The sequence below is a fragment of the Leclercia sp. M-A074-M genome, from assembly GCF_965195605.1.
Lineage (GTDB): Bacteria > Pseudomonadota > Gammaproteobacteria > Enterobacterales > Enterobacteriaceae > Enterobacter.
In genome coordinates this window covers 127562-147398 of sequence record NZ_CBDAHM010000002.1, presented here as the reverse complement: position 1 = coordinate 147398, position 19837 = coordinate 127562, and the positions used below count along the sequence as shown (strand labels likewise).

Here is a 19837-nt window from a genome sequence, read left to right as displayed (position 1 = left end):
TATATCTTAATATTTAATTTAGTTGCTCAACCTCATAGTAAAAGTTATATTTTCAGCAGGTCAGTTATTAGTGAATGGCCTAAAAGAAATATATTTTGACATACCACTTAAAGGATTAAACATGCAAAATTTAACTACATTTGAAATGGAAGCTATCTCTGGTGGCTATTCCTGGGATTTTTCTTCTCTCGGCTCAGCAATTACCAGTGTTGTGAGCAACGGTTTTGAAGCGGTTGCCTCCGGTTTAATTACTGGAGCAGCATTTGCTATGTATGGCTCAATCATTGGCGGCTCCCAGGGCGGTAACGGCGGTGGTCTGCTTGGCGTTGGCGCAGCTGGTCAGGGTGTTGGGATGATTTGGGGTCTGGTAGTCGGTGCCATTGGCGGCGCTATTTATGGCGCCATGGGCGGTTGGGATTTTGCTTTAGAGCAATCTTCTGCGGGCGCTAACGGTTTCTTTAGTGGAACCTTCGCTCCATGGAGCTAATGTATAACCGAATGGTTATATAAAAAAATAGTATAAATCCTTTTATACTTAAATAAGGCCTGATAATTCAGGCCTTTATTACTAAAGCAGAAATAAGTGGTAGTTATGCTGAGAAAAATTTATCGCAGGGAAGCGATTGAATATAAAAAAAATCACTGGAAAGGAAAGGCATTACTATTAGCAGGAATGCCAGCCTGGATAGTCACTCTACTGGCTTTTACTTTTATTGCTGTACTTGTTTTGTCACTTATTTTTTGCTCCTTTACCCAACGTATTGATGTTCGAGGTGAAGTTATCACTCTCCCTCACTCTGTTAACGTCTTTGCTCCTCAGCAAGGTTTTGTTGTTAATCAGTATGTCAAAGTGGGCGAAATTGTAAATAAAGGACAGCCGCTTTATAAACTGGACATTTCGCGTAGCACCATTAATGGTAACGTAAATACTGCGCAGATCGAAGTTATTGATCAAAAAATAGCGAATGCGGAAAATATAATTAGCAAACTTTCGCATAACAAATCAGAAACATTGCGTGCCATCGAAAAACAAATTGCAACTATAAAAGATTCACTGGAAGAAACTAGCCGCATGTTGATAAACACTCAGGCAGGGTTAAATAAAATGCATACTAACCTGGCCAGCTACGATAAGTATCTTAAAGATGGATTGATTACAAAAGACCAATATAACTATCAACATTCGTTATACTTTCAGCAACAAAGCGCTTATCAGTCTCTTGTTAGTCAAAAAATGCAGCTTGAAACTCAGCTTACACAAGCGAACAGTGATAAAGTTACTAAAGCGGCCGACTTTGACAATCAAATTTCTGGCCAGAACAATCAAATAAATGATTTTAAAAACCAATTAGTAGAGTCAAATGCAAATGGCAATATTATTATCAAAGCAACAATCGATGGTAAAATAGAATCTTTGGCCGTTACTAAAGGCCAGATGGTTGAAAATGGCAGCAGTCTTGCGCAAATTAAACCGACAGGAAACATTGAATATTACCTAATAATTTGGTTGCCAAATAACGCAATCCCCTACATTAAGAAAGGGGATATTATTAATATACGCTACGATGCATTCCCGGCGGATAAGTTTGGTCAGTTCCCTGGTGAAGTTCTTACGCTTTCATCAGTTCCTGCCTCGAGACAGGAGATGGCTGAATATACCAACGTAAGTAATGGTTCTAACCAGCAAGATTTAGCGCTTTATAAAGCCATTATAAAAATTAAAAATAAAGAATTTAATTATAATGGGAAAGTACTTACGCTTTCAAATGGTTTGAAGGCGCAGGCTGTGGTTTTCCTGGAGGAACGTCCTCTTTATATGTGGATGTTTACCCCTTTCTATAAAATTATGCAAAGCGTGAGCGGGCCGATTGATGAATAAAGAGATTTTTAAAACGATTATAAATAAACTTAACTTTTCAATCCGTCATAAAACACCCGTTATTTTACAGTCAGAGGCATCAGAATGCGGGATTGCCTGCCTGGCTATGATTTGCGGCTTCTACGGACTCAATATTGATCTATTTAATTTCCGCCACCGTTACGGCAGTCCTTCTCAGGGCGTAACACTAATGTCTCTGAGTAAAACAGCTGAGCATACTGGACTGAAAAGCCGGGCGCTTTCTCTCGATCTCGATGAAATAAAACAACTAAAGCTCCCCTGCATTATCCACTGGGGTATGAACCATTACGTTGTACTGACTAAAGTGCGTAAGAATAGCTTCATAGTGCATGATCCTGCTTTGGGCAAAAGAATTATTGGCATTCAGGAGATGTCCAACAACTTCACTGGCGTTGCGTTGGAGCTTTGGCCGGACAAAAATTTCCAGCAAGAGCATGCTAAGTCTCGTCTACGCCTGCTGGATCTTATGCGTAATATTGTAGGCTTGAAATCCGTCCTGCTAAAAATCTTCGCTTTTTCGGTAGTGGTTGAAGCTATCAGTTTATTATTACCGATTGGAACACAGCTGGTCACTGACCATGTTATTATGGCGCACGATCAGAGCTTACTGTCAGTTATCTGTATTGGTCTGGTGTTCTTTACTCTATTCCGCATGTTTATCAGCATGCTTCGGGCATGGACTTCATTGACGCTGAATACCCTCACCAATATTCAGTGGAAAACAACGCTCTTTGATCATCTGGCGAGTTTACCGTTATCCTTTTTTGAAAAACGGCATTTAGGTGACATTCAGTCTCGTTTCTCATCGCTGGATACTATTCGTGCAACTTTTACTAATAGTATTGTGACAGGCATTATCGACACAATAATGACCATTGGCCTGTTGGTGATGTTAACGCTTTATGGCGGCTGGCTGGTTTGGGTGGTTGTAGGTTTCACATTGTGCTATGCCATTATGCGATTCGCTACCTATAGTTTCTATCGTCGAGTTTCTGAAGAGCAGGTTATAAAGGGTGCTCGCTCCAGTTCACACTTCATGGAGTCACTATATGGTATTTCGACGATCAAGGCATTGAATTTAAAAGACCGTCGTTCACAGCACTGGTTGAACATTAATATCGATGCTTGTAATGCTGGTATAAAACAGACTCGTTTCGACATGATGTTTGGCGGTATCAATACTTTAATTACCTCTATCGATCAGGTTGCAGTGCTTTGGCTTGGCGCTATTATGGTGATTGAAAATAATATGACGCTCGGTATGTTTATGGCATTTAATGCCTATCGTGGGCAATTCTCCCAGCGAGCATCCAGTTTGGTCGATCTGGTCATGCAGTTGCGTATGCTGTCATTACATAATGAGCGTCTTTCTGAGATTGTTTTTAGTGAACCAGAAAAAGAGTTGCCTTCGCGGCGTATCTTTACAGAAAATTCCGGCGTTAAGTTAGAGGTAAAAAACCTTAGCTATCAGTACGATCCGTTCTCACAGCCAATTTTCTCAAATTTAAATATCATCGTCGAACCCGGTGAATCAGTGGCTCTGGTTGGCCCTTCCGGCGTGGGAAAAACTACGCTGTTAAAAGTTATGTGTGGCCTGCTGTCTCCGACAACTGGTGATGTTCTGGCGGACAACCTCGATATTCAGAAAATTGGGCTTAATAATTTTCGCCAGGGAACGGCCTGCGTACTCCAGGAAGACAGACTATTCTCAGGATCGCTTATTGAAAATATCAGCGGTTTTGAAGATAACGCAGATATGGATTTTGTTATCGAATGCGCACGTCGCTGTAACATCCATGACGAAATAATGAAAATGCCGATGGGATATGAAACCATTGTGGGTGAGCTTGGCTTAGGTATTTCTGGCGGCCAAAAGCAACGTATTTTGATAGCACGTGCACTTTATCGTAAGCCCAGCATTTTATTTATGGATGAAGCAACCAGCCATCTCGACCTTAAAAACGAATCTGCTATTAACCAGTCTATATCTGGTTTAAGTATTACCCGAATTATTGTTGCTCATCGGCCGTCCACTATTGCTTCAGCCGATCGCATTATTGATTTATCGCAACCCAATACACTAATTTCAGCGTAACAGCACACAAGGAGAGTCGCATGCAAGGTTCATTTATTGGTTTCAATACTGCAGGGATTAAATATGAAGGACGTTTTATGGCTCTCATGCTTAAAACCAAACTGCAAAATGAAATTTGCCATACATATTATTTTCAAGTTCAGATGCTGGCTGATTTACTATTAGTCCTTCAGAACAGAATGGTAGCAGTACTGCAGCGTCTCAATAATGAAGGCGAGGCTTATAAAACAGAACTTACTGCTTTTAATGAGCGCTTAATATCTAATACCCCAATGATCGACCTTTCGGAAATACAGCAACCAAACCCGGAAAAACGCGTAATGTCGATTACATTAAAACCAGGAGAGAGCTGGTCAACGCTGATCCTGGTACTTCAGAATGAACAGATAGTCTCGTTGCGTATTGATGATATGCAGGTAGAGGCGCTTTTAGTAGGAATTCAGCAGACGTTAAAAAATTGTGATGATAGTGATGTAACTCATTATTTGAGTTCAACGATGGATTTTCTGATGCTTTGTGCTGTAGATTTGACAAAAGCTCATGGTGTCGACTACCAATATTATTCTCCAGATGAGTGGAAACTTAATCTTTTTACGCACTCTTTGGCCATACTTTTTTGTTGCGATACGGACGAGGGTAAGAAAATTATTTCTGGTGCTTTAATTAAAACCAGCGCCCCACATCCATCAGAACATGAAAACAGCGTTATAATGCGCATGGCTGAAAGAAATCCAAAACTTATAGAAGTTCATACCCAGTGCCAGCCCAGCCAGATATTTAGCAAATACTTCCCTTCTGAGCCGGGTAAAATGATGACGCTGGAGGAGTGCATGCAGTATCTAAAGTCTTTTTATTCAGAAATAAATGCACAAATTAGCGCCTGATAGCTTTTATAAAAAAGGTGCCTCTCATCACTGAAAAAGGCACCAATCAAATCAGTTCGGGCACTTATAAACCTGGCCCTGCATTTCGCTGGCGGTCGGGACAAAACTCGACAGTAAACCCTGGGTTGGGCTGCTTACGCCATAAATCACGTTCCCGCCCATCTCCGCTGCATGATTACGCAGAGCGTTTGCCGCACCGCGCATTGAACCGCCCTCTTCGCCATGCTGCCCTGAAAGCCAGTTACTTTGTTTACCGGTTGCGGTACCGACCAGCTGACATTCACTGCCCGGCTTATCTTCTACAAAGCGAACGCTCTGCCCACCAGTAGAGAGTTCGTTACCGGAACTACACCCCGCCAGCAGCAACGCTGCCGCTACGATCCCTGCACCCACTTTAACGCGCATGTTATTCCTCGTTTTCAATAAGCTGGGCACGTGCTGCCCGCGTCTAAACCTTATACCTAAAAGATGACCAAAAGAAAAACCCCCGATCATTTCTGACCGGGGGTTTGTTCATTTCTGCGAGGTGCAGAACAACATGATTACATCATGCCGCCCATACCACCCATGCCGCCCATACCACCAGCAGCACCTAAATCAGGGGCATCGCCTTTTGGCAGGTCAGTGACCATGCACTCGGTGGTGATCATCAGGCCAGCAACAGAGGCCGCGTACTGCAGCGCAGAACGGGTCACTTTAGTTGGGTCCAGGATACCGAAGTCGATCATGTTGCCGTACTCTTCGGTAGCAGCGTTGTAACCGTAGTTACCTTCGCCCGCTTTCACCATGTTCGCCACAACAGACGGCTCTTCACCGGCGTTGGAAACGATCTGACGCAGTGGCGCTTCCATTGCGCGCAGCGCAACTTTGATACCCACGTTCTGATCTTCGTTCTGAGCGGTCAGGCCAGCCAGTTTCGCTGCAACGCGAACCAGAGCAACACCACCACCGGCAACCACGCCTTCTTCTACCGCAGCACGGGTCGCGTGCAGGGCATCGTCAACGCGGGCTTTCTTCTCTTTCATCTCAACTTCGGTAGCGGCACCCACTTTGATAACGGCTACGCCGCCTGCCAGTTTAGCAACGCGCTCCTGCAGTTTTTCACGATCGTAGTCAGAGGTCGCTTCTTCGATCTGCTTACGGATCTGAGTAACACGGCCCTGGATGGCATCTTCTTCACCCACGCCATCGATGATGGTGGTGGTGTCTTTGTTGATAACAACGCGTTTCGCCTGACCCAGGTCTTCCAGCGTCGCTTTTTCCAGCTCCATACCGATCTCTTCAGAGATAACGGTACCGCCAGTCAGGGTAGCGATATCCTGCAGCATCGCTTTACGGCGATCGCCGAAGCCAGGTGCTTTAACCGCAGCCACTTTCACGATGCCACGCATGGTGTTAACCACCAGCGTTGCCAGCGCTTCGCCTTCAACGTCTTCAGCGATGATAACCAGCGGCTTACCTGCTTTCGCAACGGCTTCCAGAACTGGCAGCATTTCACGGATGTTGGAGATTTTCTTGTCAGCCAGCAGGATGAACGGGCTTTCCAGCTCAACAGCGCCAGTTTCTGGCTTGTTGATGAAGTATGGGGAGAGGTAACCGCGGTCAAACTGCATACCTTCAACCACGTCCAGTTCGTCTTCCAGACCGGTACCGTCTTCAACGGTGATCACGCCTTCTTTACCGACTTTATCCATCGCTTCAGCGATCAGTTTACCTACGGTTTCGTCGGAGTTAGCGGAGATGGTACCAACCTGAGCAATAGCTTTAGAGTCAGAGCACGGTACGGAGAGCGCTTTCAGCTCTTCAACAGCGGAAGCGACAGCTTTGTCGATACCACGTTTCAGATCCATCGGGTTCATACCCGCAGCAACGGCTTTCAGACCTTCAGTGATGATAGCCTGCGCCAGTACAGTTGCGGTGGTGGTGCCGTCGCCTGCAGCGTCGTTCGCTTTAGAGGCAACTTCTTTCACCATCTGGGCACCCATGTTTTCGAACTTGTCTTCCAGCTCGATCTCACGCGCTACGGAAACACCATCTTTGGTGATGGTTGGTGCGCCGAAGGATTTGTCCAGAACCACGTTACGGCCTTTCGGGCCCAGGGTCACTTTAACTGCGTCTGCCAGTACGTTTACGCCGCGCAGCATTTTCACACGAGCGTCGTTACCGAATTTTACGTCTTTAGCTGCCATTTTAATCTTTCCCTTAAATTCGTATGTTCAGTGTCGTTCGCGGATTACGCTTCAACAATTGCCAGAATGTCGCTTTCGGACATGATCAGCACTTCTTCATTGTCGATCTTCTCGGATTTCACACCGTAGCCATCGTTGAAAATGACGATGTCACCAACTTTAACGTCCAGCGGCTGCACATTTCCGTTTTCCAGAATGCGACCTTTACCGACAGCGATGATTTCGCCACGCGTTGATTTTGCTGCTGCAGAACCGGTCAGAACGATGCCGCCCGCAGATTTGGTTTCAACTTCTTTACGTTTGACGATCACACGATCATGTAACGGACGAATACTCATTGATAGCTCTCCTTTGAGAAAGTCATTATCAGTTATGGGTGACGCCGGGCCGTAAGCGGTTTTCCGGCTAGTGCCCTGAGAGATGGGGATGGGGTTTTACCCCTTCAAGGGGTAGTCGAAAAAAAATTTGTGAAAGTGTTACCATCGCCTCTCTTTTGATGGCGGCAGGACAATGGAATGAGTGGACTCAAACAAGAGCTGGGACTCGCGCAGGGTGTTGGCTTACTTTCAACCTCTTTATTAGGCACGGGGGTGTTTGCCGTACCGGCGCTGGCGGCCCTGGTGGCGGGTGATAACAGTCTCTGGGCGTGGCCGGTGCTCATCGTGCTGGTCTTCCCGGTGGCGATTGTTTTTGCGCTTCTCGGGCGACACTTCCCGAGCGCCGGTGGGGTGGCTCACTTTGTCGGGATGGCATTTGGCCCGCGTCTGGAGCGCGTCACCGGCTGGCTGTTCCTTTCTGTTATCCCCGTGGGCTTACCTGCCGCCCTGCATATTGCGACGGGGTTTGGCCAGGCGCTGTTTGGCTGGCATGACGCGCAGCTCTTACTGGCTGAGCTGGGTACATTGGCCATCGTCTGGTGGGTCGGCTCACGCGGCGCCAGTTCCAGCGCCAACCTGCAAACCCTGGTGGCGGTGCTGATTGTGGCGCTGATTGCCGCTATCTGGTGGGCAGGGGATCTTCAGGTGACACAGATCCCCTTCCCTGCCTTAACCGATCTCGATCATTTGCAGCTATTCGCAGCCCTTTCCGTCATGTTCTGGTGTTTCGTCGGTCTTGAAGCCTTTGCGCATCTGGCCTCAGAGTTTAAACAGCCGGAACGTGATTTCCCGCGGGCGCTGATGATAGGGCTGCTGCTGGCAGGTACGGTCTACTGGGCCTGTACGGTGCTGGTGCTTCATTTCACTGCCTATGGTGCCGATATGGCTGCGGCAGCCTCGCTTCCCGCCATCGTGGTCCAGCTATTTGGCGTGAAAGCGCTGTGGGTTGCCTGCGTGATTGGTTACCTCGCCTGCTTCGCCAGCCTGAATATCTACATTCAGAGCTTTGCCCGGCTAGTGTGGTCCCAGGCGCTGTACAAACCCAAAAGCCCTCTCGCCCGCCTGTCCAGACGCCAGCTCCCGCTTAACGCCCTGAACGCGGTGCTGGGCTGCTGTGTGATAAGCACCCTGGCAATCTACTGGCTGGATATCAACCTCGACGCGCTTATCGTCTATGCCAACGGCATCTTCATTATGATCTATCTGCTGTGCATGCTGGCGGGATGTCGCCTGCTAAAAGGACGCTATAAAGTGCTGGCGATGATTGGTGGGGTACTCTGTTTACTGCTGCTGGCGATGGTGGGATGGAAGAGTCTGTACGCCATTGTGATGCTGGCGGGATTGTGGTGGTTCTTGCCGAAGCGTGGTGCGGTTTAATTAACGCCCGGTGGCGCTTCGCTTACCGGGCCTACAGAATCTACGGTTTCGTAGGCCCGTGCAAGCGCAGCGCCGCCGGGCTACTGATATCAACGGTCGTCTTTATGGTCCAGGCGATCGCGCTGCTCATCCTTACGCTGATACTCCCCGTCAAAGGTCTCCCCACCGCCCGTTCCGGCGCTAAACCCGCCGCCCGGCATCCGGTTAAAACGCAGATGCGGCAGTAGCTTCAGGGTCAGGTGTTTCTGCACCGGCGGTAACAGCAACAGCAGCCCCAGGAAATCGGTAAAGAAACCCGGAAGCAACAGCAGCAGGCCGGCGATAATCAGCGACACGCTTTTGACCATCTCCGCTGCCGGACTCTCCCCGGCGGCCATCTTCTGCTGCATTAACAGGAAATTTTTGAAACCCTGGTTGCGCACCAGTGACATGCCAATCACCGATGTAAAAATGACCAGAACCAGGGTCAGCAGGACGCCAAACACGTGGGCGACCTGAATAAAAATAGAAATCTCTATATAAACATAAAGAAAGATTGCAGCTAACGGTATCCAGCGCACTGGCTTCTCCTGTGTGGCAGACGCCGTTATGGCCCCTGTCGGTAACAATTTGCGATTCGCGTTTGTCAGAGATGGAGGCGTTTAGTCAAAATTCAATCGGTTTGCACGGATATTTTTTCTGGAAATATTAAAGCGGTGATTCATTTCACAGATTGATAAATATCATGTCACCGGGTCCATAATAAGTGATCCAGGTTACGGCAATTCGCTATCATCAGCATATCATTCCGGGTATCTGGTCGATTCAGGGGATAATCGTCGGTCAGAAAATAGACATAACCACATATGTACTGTGCGTTTAGTACATCAATCGGCAGCTTGAAAAGAAGGTTCACATGTTAAACAACATTCGTATCGAAGAAGATTTGTTGGGTACCAGGGAAGTTCCAGCGGATGCCTACTATGGTATTCACACTCTGAGAGCGATTGAAAACTTCTACATCAGCAACAGCAAAATCAGTGATATCCCTGAGTTTGTGCGTGGCATGGTAATGGTGAAGAAAGCGGCAGCAATGGCAAACAAAGAGCTGCAAACCATTCCGAAAAGTATCGCCAATACCATCATCGCCGCCTGCGATGAAGTGCTGAACAACGGCAAGTGCATGGATCAATTCCCGGTGGACGTCTATCAGGGCGGCGCGGGTACGTCAGTGAATATGAATACCAACGAGGTACTGGCAAACATCGGCCTTGAGCTGATGGGCCACCAGAAAGGTGAGTACCAGTACCTGAACCCGAACGATCACGTCAATAAATGCCAGTCTACCAACGACGCCTATCCGACCGGTTTCCGTATCGCCGTATACGCTTCCATCGTGAAGCTGGTTGATGCCATTAACCAGCTGGGCGAAGGTTTCCAGAACAAGGCCGTCGAATTCCAGGACATCCTGAAAATGGGCCGTACCCAGCTGCAGGACGCGGTACCAATGACCCTTGGTCAGGAGTTCCACGCATTTAACGTGCTGCTCAATGAAGAGACCAAAAACCTGATGCGCTCCTCTGAGCTGCTGCTTGAGGTGAACCTGGGCGCAACGGCCATCGGTACGCGCCTGAATACCCCGGACGGCTATCAGCAGCTGGCGGTGCAGAAGCTGGCCGAAGTCTCTAACCTGGCGGTGGTGCCAGCAGAAGACCTGATTGAAGCCACATCAGACTGCGGCGCCTACGTGATGGTGCACAGTGCGCTGAAACGCCTGGCGGTGAAACTCTCCAAGATCTGTAACGACCTGCGCCTGCTCTCTTCCGGGCCGCGTGCCGGTCTGAATGAAATCAACCTGCCGGAACTGCAGGCGGGCTCCTCCATCATGCCAGCCAAAGTGAACCCGGTAGTGCCAGAGGTGGTTAACCAGGTCTGCTTCAAGGTCATCGGCAACGACATTACCGTTACCATGGCTTCCGAGGCGGGTCAGCTGCAGCTGAACGTTATGGAACCGGTGATTGGCCAGGCGATGTTTGAATCCATTCATATCCTGACCAACGCCTGCTACAACCTGCTGGAAAAATGCATCAACGGCATCACCGCCAACAAAGCGGTATGTGAAAGCTACGTCTATAACTCCATCGGTATCGTCACTTACCTCAACCCGTTCATCGGTCACCACAACGGCGACATCGTCGGTAAGATCTGTGCAGAAACCGGTAAGAGCGTGCGAGAGGTCGTACTTGAACGTGGCTTGCTGACAGAAGCCGAGCTGGATGATATCTTCTCGGCGCAAAACTTAATGCACCCGGCCTATAAAGCAAAAAGATATACGGATGAAAGTGAACAATAACAGTTCAGGTTAAACTTCATGAAGGCACGTCAGATGACGTGCCTTTTTTGTTTTTAGGCGTTACCAAAACACAACAATTTAATATCAACTTGTTAATGAGCAAGGTAGGCACTTATGTTCGGAGCAGAACTCGTCATCGTCCTGTTGGCGATATACTTAGGCGCAAGACTCGGGGGGATCGGCATCGGTTTCGCCGGTGGTCTCGGCGTACTTGTCCTCACTCTCTTTCTCCAGATTAAACCCGGCGCTATTCCGTTTGATGTAATTGAAATCATCATGGCCGTTATCGCCGCTATCGCAGCCATGCAGGTTGCAGGCGGTATGGACTACCTGGTGAGCCTGGCGGAGCGTATGCTGCGCCGTCATCCAAAATACATTACCTTCCTTGCTCCGCTGGTCACCTGGTTTATGACCATTCTGGCCGGTACTGGCCATACCGCATTCTCCACCCTGCCGGTGATAACCGAAGTGGCAAAAGAGCAGGGCATCCGTCCCTCCCGTCCGCTCTCTATTGCCGTTGTCGCCTCGCAGATTGCCATCACCGCCTCGCCCATTTCGGCGGCAGTGGTGTTCTTTGCCGGTATCCTTGAGCCGCTGGGCGTGAGCTACCTGACGCTGCTGGCGATCTGTATTCCGGTGACCCTGATTGCTGTGATGATCACCGCGGTGTTCTGTAACTTCCTCGGCGCCGAGCTGAAAGACGACCCGGTCTATCAGGAGCGTCTGGCAAAAGGCGAAGTGAAGCTGCGCGGCAGCCAGGCGTTTATCCTGAAGCCACACGCGAAACGCTCCGTGCTGCTGTTCCTGATCGGCATTGTCGCGGTGATGTTCTACGCCACCGCCATCAGCGATACCGTTGGGCTGATCAAGAACCCGGTCCTGCCGCGTAACGAAGCGATCGTGGTGTTCATGCTGACCATCGCCACGCTCATTAGTATCACCTGTAAAATCGACACCAGCGAAGTGCTCAACGCCAGCACCTTTAAATCCGGTATGAGCGCCTGCGTGTGTGTACTGGGCGTGGCCTGGCTGGGCGATACCTTCGTGAAAGCGCACATCACCGACATCCAGACCGTGGCGGGCGACCTGCTGCATAACTATCCGTGGTTGCTGGCGGTGGTGCTCTTCTTTGCCGCGACCCTGCTCTACTCTCAGGCGGCCACCACCAAGGCGCTGATGCCTGCGGCGCTGATGCTGGGCGTTTCACCGCTCACCGCCATTGCCTCTTTTGCTGCCGTCTCCGCGCTGTTTGTGCTGCCTACCTACCCGACGCTGCTGGCAGCCGTCGAGATGGATGACACCGGCTCAACCCGCATCGGTAAATATGTCTTTAACCACGCCTTCCTGATCCCGGGCGTGATCGCCATTACCCTGTGCGTGATCCTCGGCTTCATCATCGGCGGGATTGTGCTGTAAATCCTTTTTGGTTGTAAAAAGAGTTAAAGTCGGGCCGCTTAGCGGCCCGATTCATTAATGAGCAGCGTCCCGTCGTGGTATAGTGATTTTTTTGCGATAACGAGGTCGACCTGTGAACACGCCTGACACTGTTGTTGTACTCTGTACCGCCCCCGATGAAGCGACCGCTCAGGATCTGGCGGCCAAAGTCCTGGCAGAAAAGCTCGCCGCCTGTGTGACCATCCTCCCCGGCGCCACCTCCCTTTACTACTGGGAAGGCAAACTGGAACAGGAGTATGAAGTGCAGATGCTGCTCAAATCGAGCGTGGCGAAACAGCAAGCGCTCCTCGACTGCCTCAAATCGCATCACCCTTACCAGACTCCGGAGCTGCTGGTGCTGCCAGTGCTTCACGGCGATAACGACTATCTCTCATGGCTCAACGCTTCCTTACGCTAATCCTGCTGCTGTGCAGCACATCAGTCTTTGCCGGGTTGTTTGATGCACCCGGCCGCTCGAACTTCACCCCTGCCGATCGGGCTTTCGTCTTCGATTTTCAGCAAAACCAGCACGAACTGACTCTCAACTGGAATGTGAAGGAGGGATATTACCTCTATCGCAAGCAGATCAGCATCACCCCCGCTCAGGCGCAGGTCGGCAAACTCCAGTTGCCTGCTGGCGTCGCCCACGAAGACGAATTCTACGGCAAAAGCGAAATCTACCGGGGCCAGCTGTCAGTTCCCGTGACGGTGGATCAGGCCGCCAAAGGCGCCACCCTGACGGTCACTTATCAGGGCTGTGCCGACGCCGGGCTATGCTATCCACCAGAGACGAAAGTGGTGCCGCTGAGCGAAGTCAAAGCGGCTGCTGTATCCGCTCCCGTCTCTCCTGAGAAGGGGAAAACGGCCCCACACAATAGCGGCAGTGAACTGCCCTTCTCCGCCTTCTGGGCCTTGCTGATCGGCATTGGCATCGCCTTCACGCCCTGCGTGTTGCCTATGTATCCGCTTATCTCCGGCATCGTGCTCGGCGGTAAGCAGCGCCTCTCTACTGCCCGCGCGCTGTTGCTGGCGTTTAGCTACGTGCAGGGGATGGCGCTCACCTATACCGCTCTCGGCCTGATCGTCGCGGCGGCTGGGCTGCAGTTTCAGGCGGCGCTCCAGCATCCTTGGGTGCTCATCGGGCTGTCGATCGTCTTTATCCTGCTGGCGCTGTCGATGTTTGGTCTCTTCAGCCTGCAGTTGCCCTCGTCTCTACAAACCCGCTTAACGCTGATGAGCAACCGTCAGCAGGGCGGCTCCGTGGGGGGCGTGTTTGCCATGGGCGCCATCGCCGGGCTGATCTGCTCGCCCTGCACCACGGCGCCACTCAGCGCGATCCTGCTCTACATCGCCCAGAGCGGCAATATGTGGCTCGGCGGTGGCACGCTCTATCTCTATGCCCTGGGAATGGGTCTGCCGCTAATTCTGGTGACGGTATTCGGTAACCGTCTGCTGCCGAAAAGCGGCCCGTGGATGGAGACGGTCAAAACCGCGTTTGGCTTTGTCATCCTGGCGCTGCCGGTCTTCCTGCTCGAGCGCGTCATTGGCGATGTGTGGGGTCAGCGCCTGTGGGCAATGCTGGGCGTGGCCTTCTTTAGCTGGGCCTTTATCAGCAGCCTTAGTGCCCGCAAGCCCTGGGTCCGCATTGTGCAAATTCTGCTGCTGGCCGCCGCGCTGGTCAGCGTGCGTCCGCTACAGGACTGGGCATTTGGCGCGCCGGCCGCGCAAAGCCAGGCCCACCTGAATTTTATGCCGGTTAAGAACGTCGACGACTTACACCGCGCGCTGGCTCAGGCGCAAGGAAAGCCGGTGATGCTCGACCTCTACGCCGACTGGTGCGTCGCCTGCAAGGAGTTTGAAAAATACACCTTCAGCGACCCGCAGGTGCAAAACGCCCTGAACGATACCGTCCTTTTGCAGGCCAACGTCACGGCGAACGGTCCAGAGAACAAGGCCCTGCTGAAGGCGCTCAACGTGCTCGGTCTGCCCACCATCCTGTTTTTCAACGCTCAGGGTGAAGAGCAGCCTGCTCAACGGGTAACGGGCTTTATGAATGCCGCCGCGTTCAGTGCGCATTTGCGCAATCGCCAACCGTAAACGACACTTTAAGCGGGAAAGTACGAAAGTAGACGGAGGAATAAACCGTGCAACGTGAAGATGTTCTGGGCGCAACCCTACAGTTGCTTGAAATACAAGGGATAGCCAGCACCTCGCTAGAGATGGTTGCTGAACGTGTCAATTATCCTCTGGATGAACTACGTCGTTTCTGGCCCGATAAAGAAGCGCTCCTGTACGATGCCCTGCGCTACCTTAGCCAGCAGGTGGACACCTGGCGCAGGCAACTGATGCTTAACACGGAGCTCTCGGCGGAGCAAAAGCTCCTGGCGCGCTATTCCGCGCTCACCGAATGCGTGCGTAATCACCGCTATCCGGGCTGTCTGTTTATTGCCGCCTGCACCTTTTACCCGGATCCCGGCCACCCGATTCATCAGTTGGCCGATCAGCAAAAACGCGCCTCACATGACTTTACGCATGAGCTGCTGACCACCCTCGAAGTGGACGACCCGGCAATGGTGGCAAAGCAGATGGATCTGATCATAGAAGGCTGTCTTAGCCGGATGCTGGTGAATCGAAGCCAGGCCGATGTCGATACTGCCCAGCGACTGGCGGAAGATATCCTGCACTTCGCGCAATGTCGCAAAGGTGGGGCGCTGACCTAAGCCAGCATCCCCGCCCAGGCGGAAATGAAGAGACAGAGCGCCATCAGGCGCTGAAAACGCACCATGGCGGCAGGGGTGCGAAACAGCCTGTTTACCGCCTGCCCCAGCCATGCCCAGCACAGCAGGCAGGCCACCGAAATCAGTAAAAAGCAGAGCGCCATCAGCGCGATCTCCCGTAATGTCCCCTCTCCCGCTGGCGCAAACAGGCTGACTACCGCCAGCGCCATCATCCAGGTTTTGGGATTGATAACCTGCAATAGCGCCGCGGCACGCGCGGTGAAGCGGGTATAATTATGCCCGGATAAATTTGCCGCAGGCGCGCAAAAAAGCTGCCAGCTCATCCAGCTTAACCACAACACCCCGGCCCAGCTCATCACCTGGCGCACCAGTGGATACTGCCTCAGTATCTCGCCCGCTCCGGCCCCCGAAATCAGCACAATGGTGCTCGCTGCCGCGCAGGCGCTCACCAGCGCAGGCAGGGTCGCCTTCACGCCGTAGTGCTGACTGTTGGTCAGAATAAGGATATTGGTGGGGCCTGGGGTTATCGAGGCGACAAAAGCAAACAACAGAAACGGCAACATATTCACAGGTGGCTCCTTTTTATAAGAGCCCTGACATTGCCGTTATTTTCTGGAAACGTCTGGAAGGTTTGTGCACAACCTACGGTAGTGGGCAGGCGTAATGCGATAGGCGCGCTGGAACCAGCGCCCTAAATGGCTTTGATCGGCAAACCCCAGCGCTGCCGCTACATCGACGGGCTGATCCCCACGCGCCAGAAACTGCCGCGCTTTCGCCAGCCGCAGCTGAATCAGCCAGGCATGGGGTGCCAGGTGAAACTCGCGCTTAAAGCAACGGGTGAGTGTGAAGCGATCGGTGCCGGTCTCCCGTGCCAGATCGGAGAGGCCAATATTGTCGCCCAGGTGGGCATAGAGATAGTCCCGCGCCCGGTGCGCCACCGCCGCGCTCTGCAACTGTGAGGGCAATTTTCTGCGCCAGTAGCAATGGGAGGTCAGTTGAGAGAGCAGATTATCCATCGTGCTTTGCTGGACGATCTTCATCTCGTCAGTGTGCAGCGTCGCAAAGGTGTCGCCAATGGCGCGGACCAGTTGCGGCTCGCGGGTCAAGGTCTGCGTGAAATGCAGCGAATAGCTTCCGGGTGTCGAGTCATACAGGCCATGCAGGGTCTGGGTCAACCAGCGCTCATCGAGATAGAACGTCAGATAGGTGAAGCCCCCCGCAACAGGGGCATCACCGTCGTGGATCTCGCCCGGCTCAAGCAGAAACGCATCACCCGGATGGCTACGATGACGTTCACGACGGCAATGGAACTGCTGGGTACCGCTGAGGGTGATACCAACCAGATAGCTGTCGTGCCAGTGAGGATCAAAGGCATGCCCTTCAAAGTGCGCCTTGATCGTTTCTATTCCCGTATCCGCATGCTGTCGCAGCTCAAGCCAGTCTTTCACCGTCGCGCCCCCTTTTTCGCTGTCAGCATTGCCTGAGATAGTTTTTCTGTCTGGAAGATTTGTGCAAAATCGACGCGCAAACCGACAGATTGCCGCAAACTTAAGCAGTTGAACAGCAATTCCCGAAATAAGGTTGACGATTGTATGTGATTACGGTTTAATGCGCCTCGTTGCCCGGATAGCTCAGTCGGTAGAGCAGGGGATTGAAAATCCCCGTGTCCTTGGTTCGATTCCGAGTCCGGGCACCACTATTTAAAGAACCCGCCCAAAAGGCGGGTTTTTGCTTTCTGAGAGCTGGACTCTTCATCGAACTACGTTCGATTATTCGCCGCAAGCGGCTCACCCCTTCGGGGCCAGCGCGACAAGCGCGCTGTTCAACGCCTCCGGCGTTAGTCCGGGTCCGGGCACCACTCTTTAAAGAAACCGCCCAAAAGGCGGGTTTTTGCTTTCCTGTGTTCTGGCTAACCCAAACCGCCCCTCACTCAATCATCACCGTCGACAGCCGGTACCAGCCATCATTGCGTTTCCCCTCGTTAGCCAGCTGAATACGCGCTTTGTTGTGTTTATCCACCAATGCCACATCCAACTGATAGCGTCCTGCCGCAAGGTTACGCGGGGTAGCCAGCTGATAAGCCGAACTGTGCCTGCCCGGCAGCCACTGACGGATATCATCCCCGGCGCTGCCCTGGGCAACCGTGCTCCCCTGATTGTCCTGCAGCCGCCAGGCCAGCGTATAACGCAGATAAACGGGCGCCACACCCTCATTTGACCATTGGCTATTGAGCGACAGGGCCTCTCCTGCATGCACGCTCGCCGGATGGGTCAGCGATACCACCCGGAAGCGATAGCCTATTTTGGCCAGCGCCTTGTCGACGATATCGCGATAGACCTTCGGTATTTCGGTAGATTTAATGTTCAGGGTGCTGGCATGCTGCGCCAGCGCCCAGTCAAAGGTGGCCTGTACCTCTTCGCGCGTATACTTCTGCTCGGTCAGCCATTCCGCCATATGACCGCAAATCTCCAGACTGACCGGCGCTTTTTTCCATGCCTCGTTGAACCCCGGCCAGGCTGACTGCGTCGCCGCGATACGTTCCGGGTAATCTTTGGCCATGTGGCTCCATGTGGGGCTGAAGTTACGCCAGTCTCCCCAGCAGTCCGCCCGCCAGCCAGCCCCTTTTTTTGCCGCATAGGCCACGGAATCATAGCCGTTAATCAACATGATTTTGGGTGTGTCAGGAAAGGCGCTGAAATGCATATCAACGTATTGGTTGAGCAGCGCGGGCGGATAGCGCTCCTGTAACGGCGGCAGGTTCGGGAAATTGCTGTTGTGCCACTCTCCCCATGCGCCGACCATCCCGATATCAATGAACGCCAGTTCCGGGTTATTGTTATAGCGCGCGCCAAATGCCTGCAGCAGGCGCCGGGCATAAGCCATATAGGTGGGGTCGTCCAGATCGGGGGCAAAGGTTTTGTGATCCGGCGTCCAGGTGCCTTTGATCCCTTTATCGATAAGCCACTGGGGGATCTCTGAGCCAGACTCCGGCCCATCGAGGATCATAAACCGCAGACCGACATTCATGGCCGGCTGATGCGCGGCCGCAGCAGCAAACCCCTCATCCACCAGCGCAAAATTGTACTCTCCTTCTCGCGGTTCCACTTCGCGCCAGTAGTAGCGTCGATACTCAAGACCCGTCGCCGGATAGTCGGCAATGCTTAAGTCCTGATCGTGAAAACGGGCAACACCGTTTCCCGGGTTTGCCAGAGGACCGCTAAGGGCGGCCGGATTCACCGTTTGTAACCTGTCTGCGCTCTCCGCCCAGGCGCCATCTGAAAGGAATAGCAGTGCTCCGGCGACCAGAAGTAACAACCGATTTTTATGGCGTGGCAGTTTGTAAATGCACATTAAATACTCCTTTCCCCAGAGTGTTACATCCAACAGAGAAGATTTTATTTCACACGATATATTCCCGGACTCACCCAATATTACTATTTCCATGCGTAAACGCTGGGCTAATGTTGATATGTTACTGCGCGGGAAGAGCGAGTGTTATGATTCACCTTTCATACTTCTGGGACTAAAGACACCGCTTATTTCTGAGTTTATTCATATTTACTCATGAGTACCATGGTAAAATGTTCAATAAAAATAACAGAATAATCAAGAAGCTGTTCTTCCATGAGTCTTGGGACATTATGGTCATCAACAGCCACGGCCAGCATGTTTTCCCGGAAAACACGCTGGATATTCTCTGTAATGCAAAAGCACGGCAGCTTGATAAAAAATATATTTTCCAGGCCGATCCTTTTATTATCGATAAAGGTGAACGGCTGTATGTTTTTTATGAAGCTTTCTCCTTCCTCACCTCAAAGGGGGTACTGCGCTGCCGTGTCCTTAATAAAGACCTGGAGGAGATAGAAGACGTTAAGCTCGAGGGGTTTGACGACTTAAAATGTCATCTCTCCTTTCCCTTCCTGTTCGAACTCGACGGCAAACTGTTTATGATCCCGGAATCGGCAGAGCGGAAAGAGGTCATTTTGTTCCAGTCGGTTGATTTTCCCGCGCGCTGGGAAAAGGTGAAAGTCCTGGTTTCCGATATGGCCGTGACGGATAACGTAATCTTTGAGCTGAATGGCGTGAATTTCATGGCCTCCACCACCATGGACAATGAGCTGGTGATCCACACCTCAGACGCTATTCTCGGTGACTGGCAGCAAATTTCTCCTGACCTGGATATCTGTAATATGCATGCCAGAGGCGCCGGAAAGCCCTACTCGATCAACGATAAAACCTACCTCTTTACCCAGGAGTGCAGTGCTGGGTTTTATGGAAAATCCATATTCATCAAGGAATTGACCAATCTGACGCCGCATAAATATGAAGAAAAGTTGGTCGGTAAAATAAGCCCGTCGATTAATAACAGTGACGGTATCCACACGTTAAACTTTACCGATAACTATATTGTCTACGATACAAAACACCTGACTTTCAGCCTACTTTCCACCCTTAAAAAGCTGGCCTATAAAGTGATGGTGAATCACCGCAAGCGTCTTTTTAGCTAAGTG

18 protein-coding genes and 1 tRNA gene are annotated in these 19837 nt (G+C 51.4%); 12 read left to right on the top strand and 7 right to left on the bottom strand.

Going from position 1 to position 19837, the window contains the following annotated elements; all coding sequences use genetic code 11:
• The first annotated feature begins 121 nt into the window (after window positions 1-121).
• The 4 genes from ACOKCT_RS04360 to yjeJ all read left to right on the top strand — a co-directional run bounded on the left by ACOKCT_RS04360 (window position 122) and on the right by yjeJ (window position 4879).
• The gene (locus ACOKCT_RS04360; protein ID WP_103177942.1) at window positions 122-487 is read left to right on the top strand and encodes a hypothetical protein; all 366 of its coding nucleotides are present in this window, start codon (window positions 122-124) and stop codon (window positions 485-487) included.
• Window positions 488-592: 105 nt separating this feature from the next.
• Complete coding sequence (locus ACOKCT_RS04355) at window positions 593-1879, top strand: HlyD family secretion protein (protein ID WP_156655429.1); 1287 nt, start codon at window positions 593-595, stop codon at window positions 1877-1879.
• Complete coding sequence (locus ACOKCT_RS04350) at window positions 1872-3995, top strand: peptidase domain-containing ABC transporter (protein WP_103177940.1); 2124 nt, start codon at window positions 1872-1874, stop codon at window positions 3993-3995. Before ACOKCT_RS04355 ends, ACOKCT_RS04350 begins: the two co-directional genes overlap by 8 nt.
• Window positions 3996-4015: 20 nt before the next feature.
• Entirely contained in the window at window positions 4016-4879 is an 864-nt protein-coding gene (yjeJ, locus tag ACOKCT_RS04345; RefSeq protein ID WP_103177939.1) for a YjeJ family protein, read from the top strand.
• A gap of 51 nt (window positions 4880-4930) precedes the next feature.
• On the opposite strand, the gene ACOKCT_RS04340 is transcribed toward yjeJ, so the two are convergent.
• From ACOKCT_RS04340 to ACOKCT_RS04330, 3 genes are all read right to left on the bottom strand, one after another.
• Window positions 4931-5284 carry a DUF4156 domain-containing protein gene (locus tag ACOKCT_RS04340; protein ID WP_103177938.1) on the bottom strand — a complete coding sequence of 118 codons (354 nt, stop codon included), beginning with the start codon at window positions 5282-5284 and terminating at the stop codon, window positions 4931-4933.
• A gap of 137 nt (window positions 5285-5421) precedes the next feature.
• Complete coding sequence (gene groL, locus ACOKCT_RS04335; protein WP_156653763.1) at window positions 5422-7068, bottom strand: chaperonin GroEL; 1647 nt, start codon at window positions 7066-7068, stop codon at window positions 5422-5424.
• Between the two features lie 44 nt (window positions 7069-7112).
• A complete protein-coding gene (locus tag ACOKCT_RS04330; protein WP_032616151.1) occupies window positions 7113-7406 on the bottom strand; it encodes a co-chaperone GroES in 294 nt (97 codons plus the stop codon).
• Window positions 7407-7583: 177 nt separating this feature from the next.
• Between ACOKCT_RS04330 and yjeH the strand changes: the two genes are divergently transcribed.
• Window positions 7584-8822: an L-methionine/branched-chain amino acid transporter gene (yjeH, locus tag ACOKCT_RS04325; protein ID WP_103177936.1), complete on the top strand. Its 1239-nt coding sequence runs from the start codon at window positions 7584-7586 to the stop codon at window positions 8820-8822.
• An 89-nt stretch (window positions 8823-8911) separates the two neighbouring features.
• Here yjeH and ACOKCT_RS04320 read toward each other — a convergent pair whose 3' ends face one another.
• Window positions 8912-9382 (bottom strand): FxsA family protein, encoded by a 471-nt coding sequence (locus ACOKCT_RS04320; RefSeq protein ID WP_103177935.1) that lies wholly within the window; start codon window positions 9380-9382, stop codon window positions 8912-8914.
• Between the two features lie 335 nt (window positions 9383-9717).
• Here ACOKCT_RS04320 and aspA point away from each other — a divergent pair, with 335 nt between their 5' ends.
• From aspA to ACOKCT_RS04295, 5 genes are all read left to right on the top strand, one after another.
• Window positions 9718-11154 carry an aspartate ammonia-lyase gene (gene aspA / locus ACOKCT_RS04315; protein ID WP_103177934.1) on the top strand — a complete coding sequence of 479 codons (1437 nt, stop codon included), beginning with the start codon at window positions 9718-9720 and terminating at the stop codon, window positions 11152-11154.
• Window positions 11155-11268: 114 nt separating this feature from the next.
• Window positions 11269-12570 (top strand): anaerobic C4-dicarboxylate transporter, encoded by a 1302-nt coding sequence (locus ACOKCT_RS04310; RefSeq protein WP_103791334.1) that lies wholly within the window; start codon window positions 11269-11271, stop codon window positions 12568-12570.
• Between the two features lie 112 nt (window positions 12571-12682).
• Window positions 12683-13006, top strand: a complete 324-nt coding sequence (gene cutA, locus ACOKCT_RS04305; protein WP_103177933.1) for a divalent cation tolerance protein CutA — start codon at window positions 12683-12685, stop codon at window positions 13004-13006.
• A complete protein-coding gene (locus ACOKCT_RS04300) occupies window positions 12982-14685 on the top strand; it encodes a protein-disulfide reductase DsbD (RefSeq protein WP_420193193.1) in 1704 nt (567 codons plus the stop codon). The genes cutA and ACOKCT_RS04300 overlap by 25 nt, the downstream gene beginning before the upstream one ends.
• Before the next feature lie 47 nt (window positions 14686-14732).
• Window positions 14733-15308 carry a transcriptional regulator gene (locus ACOKCT_RS04295; RefSeq protein ID WP_103177931.1) on the top strand — a complete coding sequence of 192 codons (576 nt, stop codon included), beginning with the start codon at window positions 14733-14735 and terminating at the stop codon, window positions 15306-15308.
• On the opposite strand, the gene ACOKCT_RS04290 is transcribed toward ACOKCT_RS04295, so the two are convergent.
• Complete coding sequence (locus ACOKCT_RS04290) at window positions 15305-15895, bottom strand: LysE family translocator (RefSeq protein ID WP_103177930.1); 591 nt, start codon at window positions 15893-15895, stop codon at window positions 15305-15307. The two genes, ACOKCT_RS04295 and ACOKCT_RS04290, sit on opposite strands and share 4 nt — an antisense overlap.
• Before the next feature lie 36 nt (window positions 15896-15931).
• A complete protein-coding gene (locus tag ACOKCT_RS04285; RefSeq protein ID WP_103177929.1) occupies window positions 15932-16774 on the bottom strand; it encodes an AraC family transcriptional regulator in 843 nt (280 codons plus the stop codon).
• A 172-nt stretch (window positions 16775-16946) separates the two neighbouring features.
• Between ACOKCT_RS04285 and ACOKCT_RS04280 the strand changes: the two genes are divergently transcribed.
• Window positions 16947-17022 (top strand) — tRNA-Phe (locus tag ACOKCT_RS04280).
• A 230-nt stretch (window positions 17023-17252) separates the two neighbouring features.
• On the opposite strand, the gene ACOKCT_RS04275 is transcribed toward ACOKCT_RS04280, so the two are convergent.
• Window positions 17253-18677 (bottom strand): DUF4832 domain-containing protein, encoded by a 1425-nt coding sequence (locus ACOKCT_RS04275; protein ID WP_420193192.1) that lies wholly within the window; start codon window positions 18675-18677, stop codon window positions 17253-17255.
• A 230-nt stretch (window positions 18678-18907) separates the two neighbouring features.
• On the opposite strand from ACOKCT_RS04275, the gene ACOKCT_RS04270 reads away from it, so the two are divergent.
• Complete coding sequence (locus ACOKCT_RS04270) at window positions 18908-19834, top strand: hypothetical protein (protein WP_103177927.1); 927 nt, start codon at window positions 18908-18910, stop codon at window positions 19832-19834.
• The last annotated feature ends 3 nt before the right edge of the window (window positions 19835-19837 follow it).

Excerpts from the sequence above, each read along its gene's own strand:
- ACOKCT_RS04360 (WP_103177942.1), top strand. The coding sequence starts at position 122 with ATGCAAAATTTAACTACATTTGAAATGGAAGCTATCTCTGGTGGCTAT.
- ACOKCT_RS04355 (WP_156655429.1), top strand. The coding sequence starts at position 593 with ATGCTGAGAAAAATTTATCGCAGGGAAGCGATTGAATATAAAAAAAAT.
- ACOKCT_RS04350 (WP_103177940.1), top strand. The coding sequence starts at position 1,872 with ATGAATAAAGAGATTTTTAAAACGATTATAAATAAACTTAACTTTTCA.
- yjeJ (WP_103177939.1), top strand. The coding sequence starts at position 4,016 with ATGCAAGGTTCATTTATTGGTTTCAATACTGCAGGGATTAAATATGAA.
- ACOKCT_RS04340 (WP_103177938.1), bottom strand. The coding sequence starts at position 5,284 with ATGCGCGTTAAAGTGGGTGCAGGGATCGTAGCGGCAGCGTTGCTGCTG.
- groL (WP_156653763.1), bottom strand. The coding sequence starts at position 7,068 with ATGGCAGCTAAAGACGTAAAATTCGGTAACGACGCTCGTGTGAAAATG.
- ACOKCT_RS04330 (WP_032616151.1), bottom strand. The coding sequence starts at position 7,406 with ATGAGTATTCGTCCGTTACATGATCGTGTGATCGTCAAACGTAAAGAA.
- yjeH (WP_103177936.1), top strand. The coding sequence starts at position 7,584 with ATGAGTGGACTCAAACAAGAGCTGGGACTCGCGCAGGGTGTTGGCTTA.
- aspA (WP_103177934.1), top strand. The coding sequence starts at position 9,718 with ATGTTAAACAACATTCGTATCGAAGAAGATTTGTTGGGTACCAGGGAA.
- ACOKCT_RS04310 (WP_103791334.1), top strand. The coding sequence starts at position 11,269 with ATGTTCGGAGCAGAACTCGTCATCGTCCTGTTGGCGATATACTTAGGC.
- ACOKCT_RS04300 (WP_420193193.1), top strand. The coding sequence starts at position 12,982 with ATGGCTCAACGCTTCCTTACGCTAATCCTGCTGCTGTGCAGCACATCA.
- ACOKCT_RS04275 (WP_420193192.1), bottom strand. The coding sequence starts at position 18,677 with ATGTGCATTTACAAACTGCCACGCCATAAAAATCGGTTGTTACTTCTG.
- ACOKCT_RS04270 (WP_103177927.1), top strand. The coding sequence starts at position 18,908 with ATGTTCAATAAAAATAACAGAATAATCAAGAAGCTGTTCTTCCATGAG.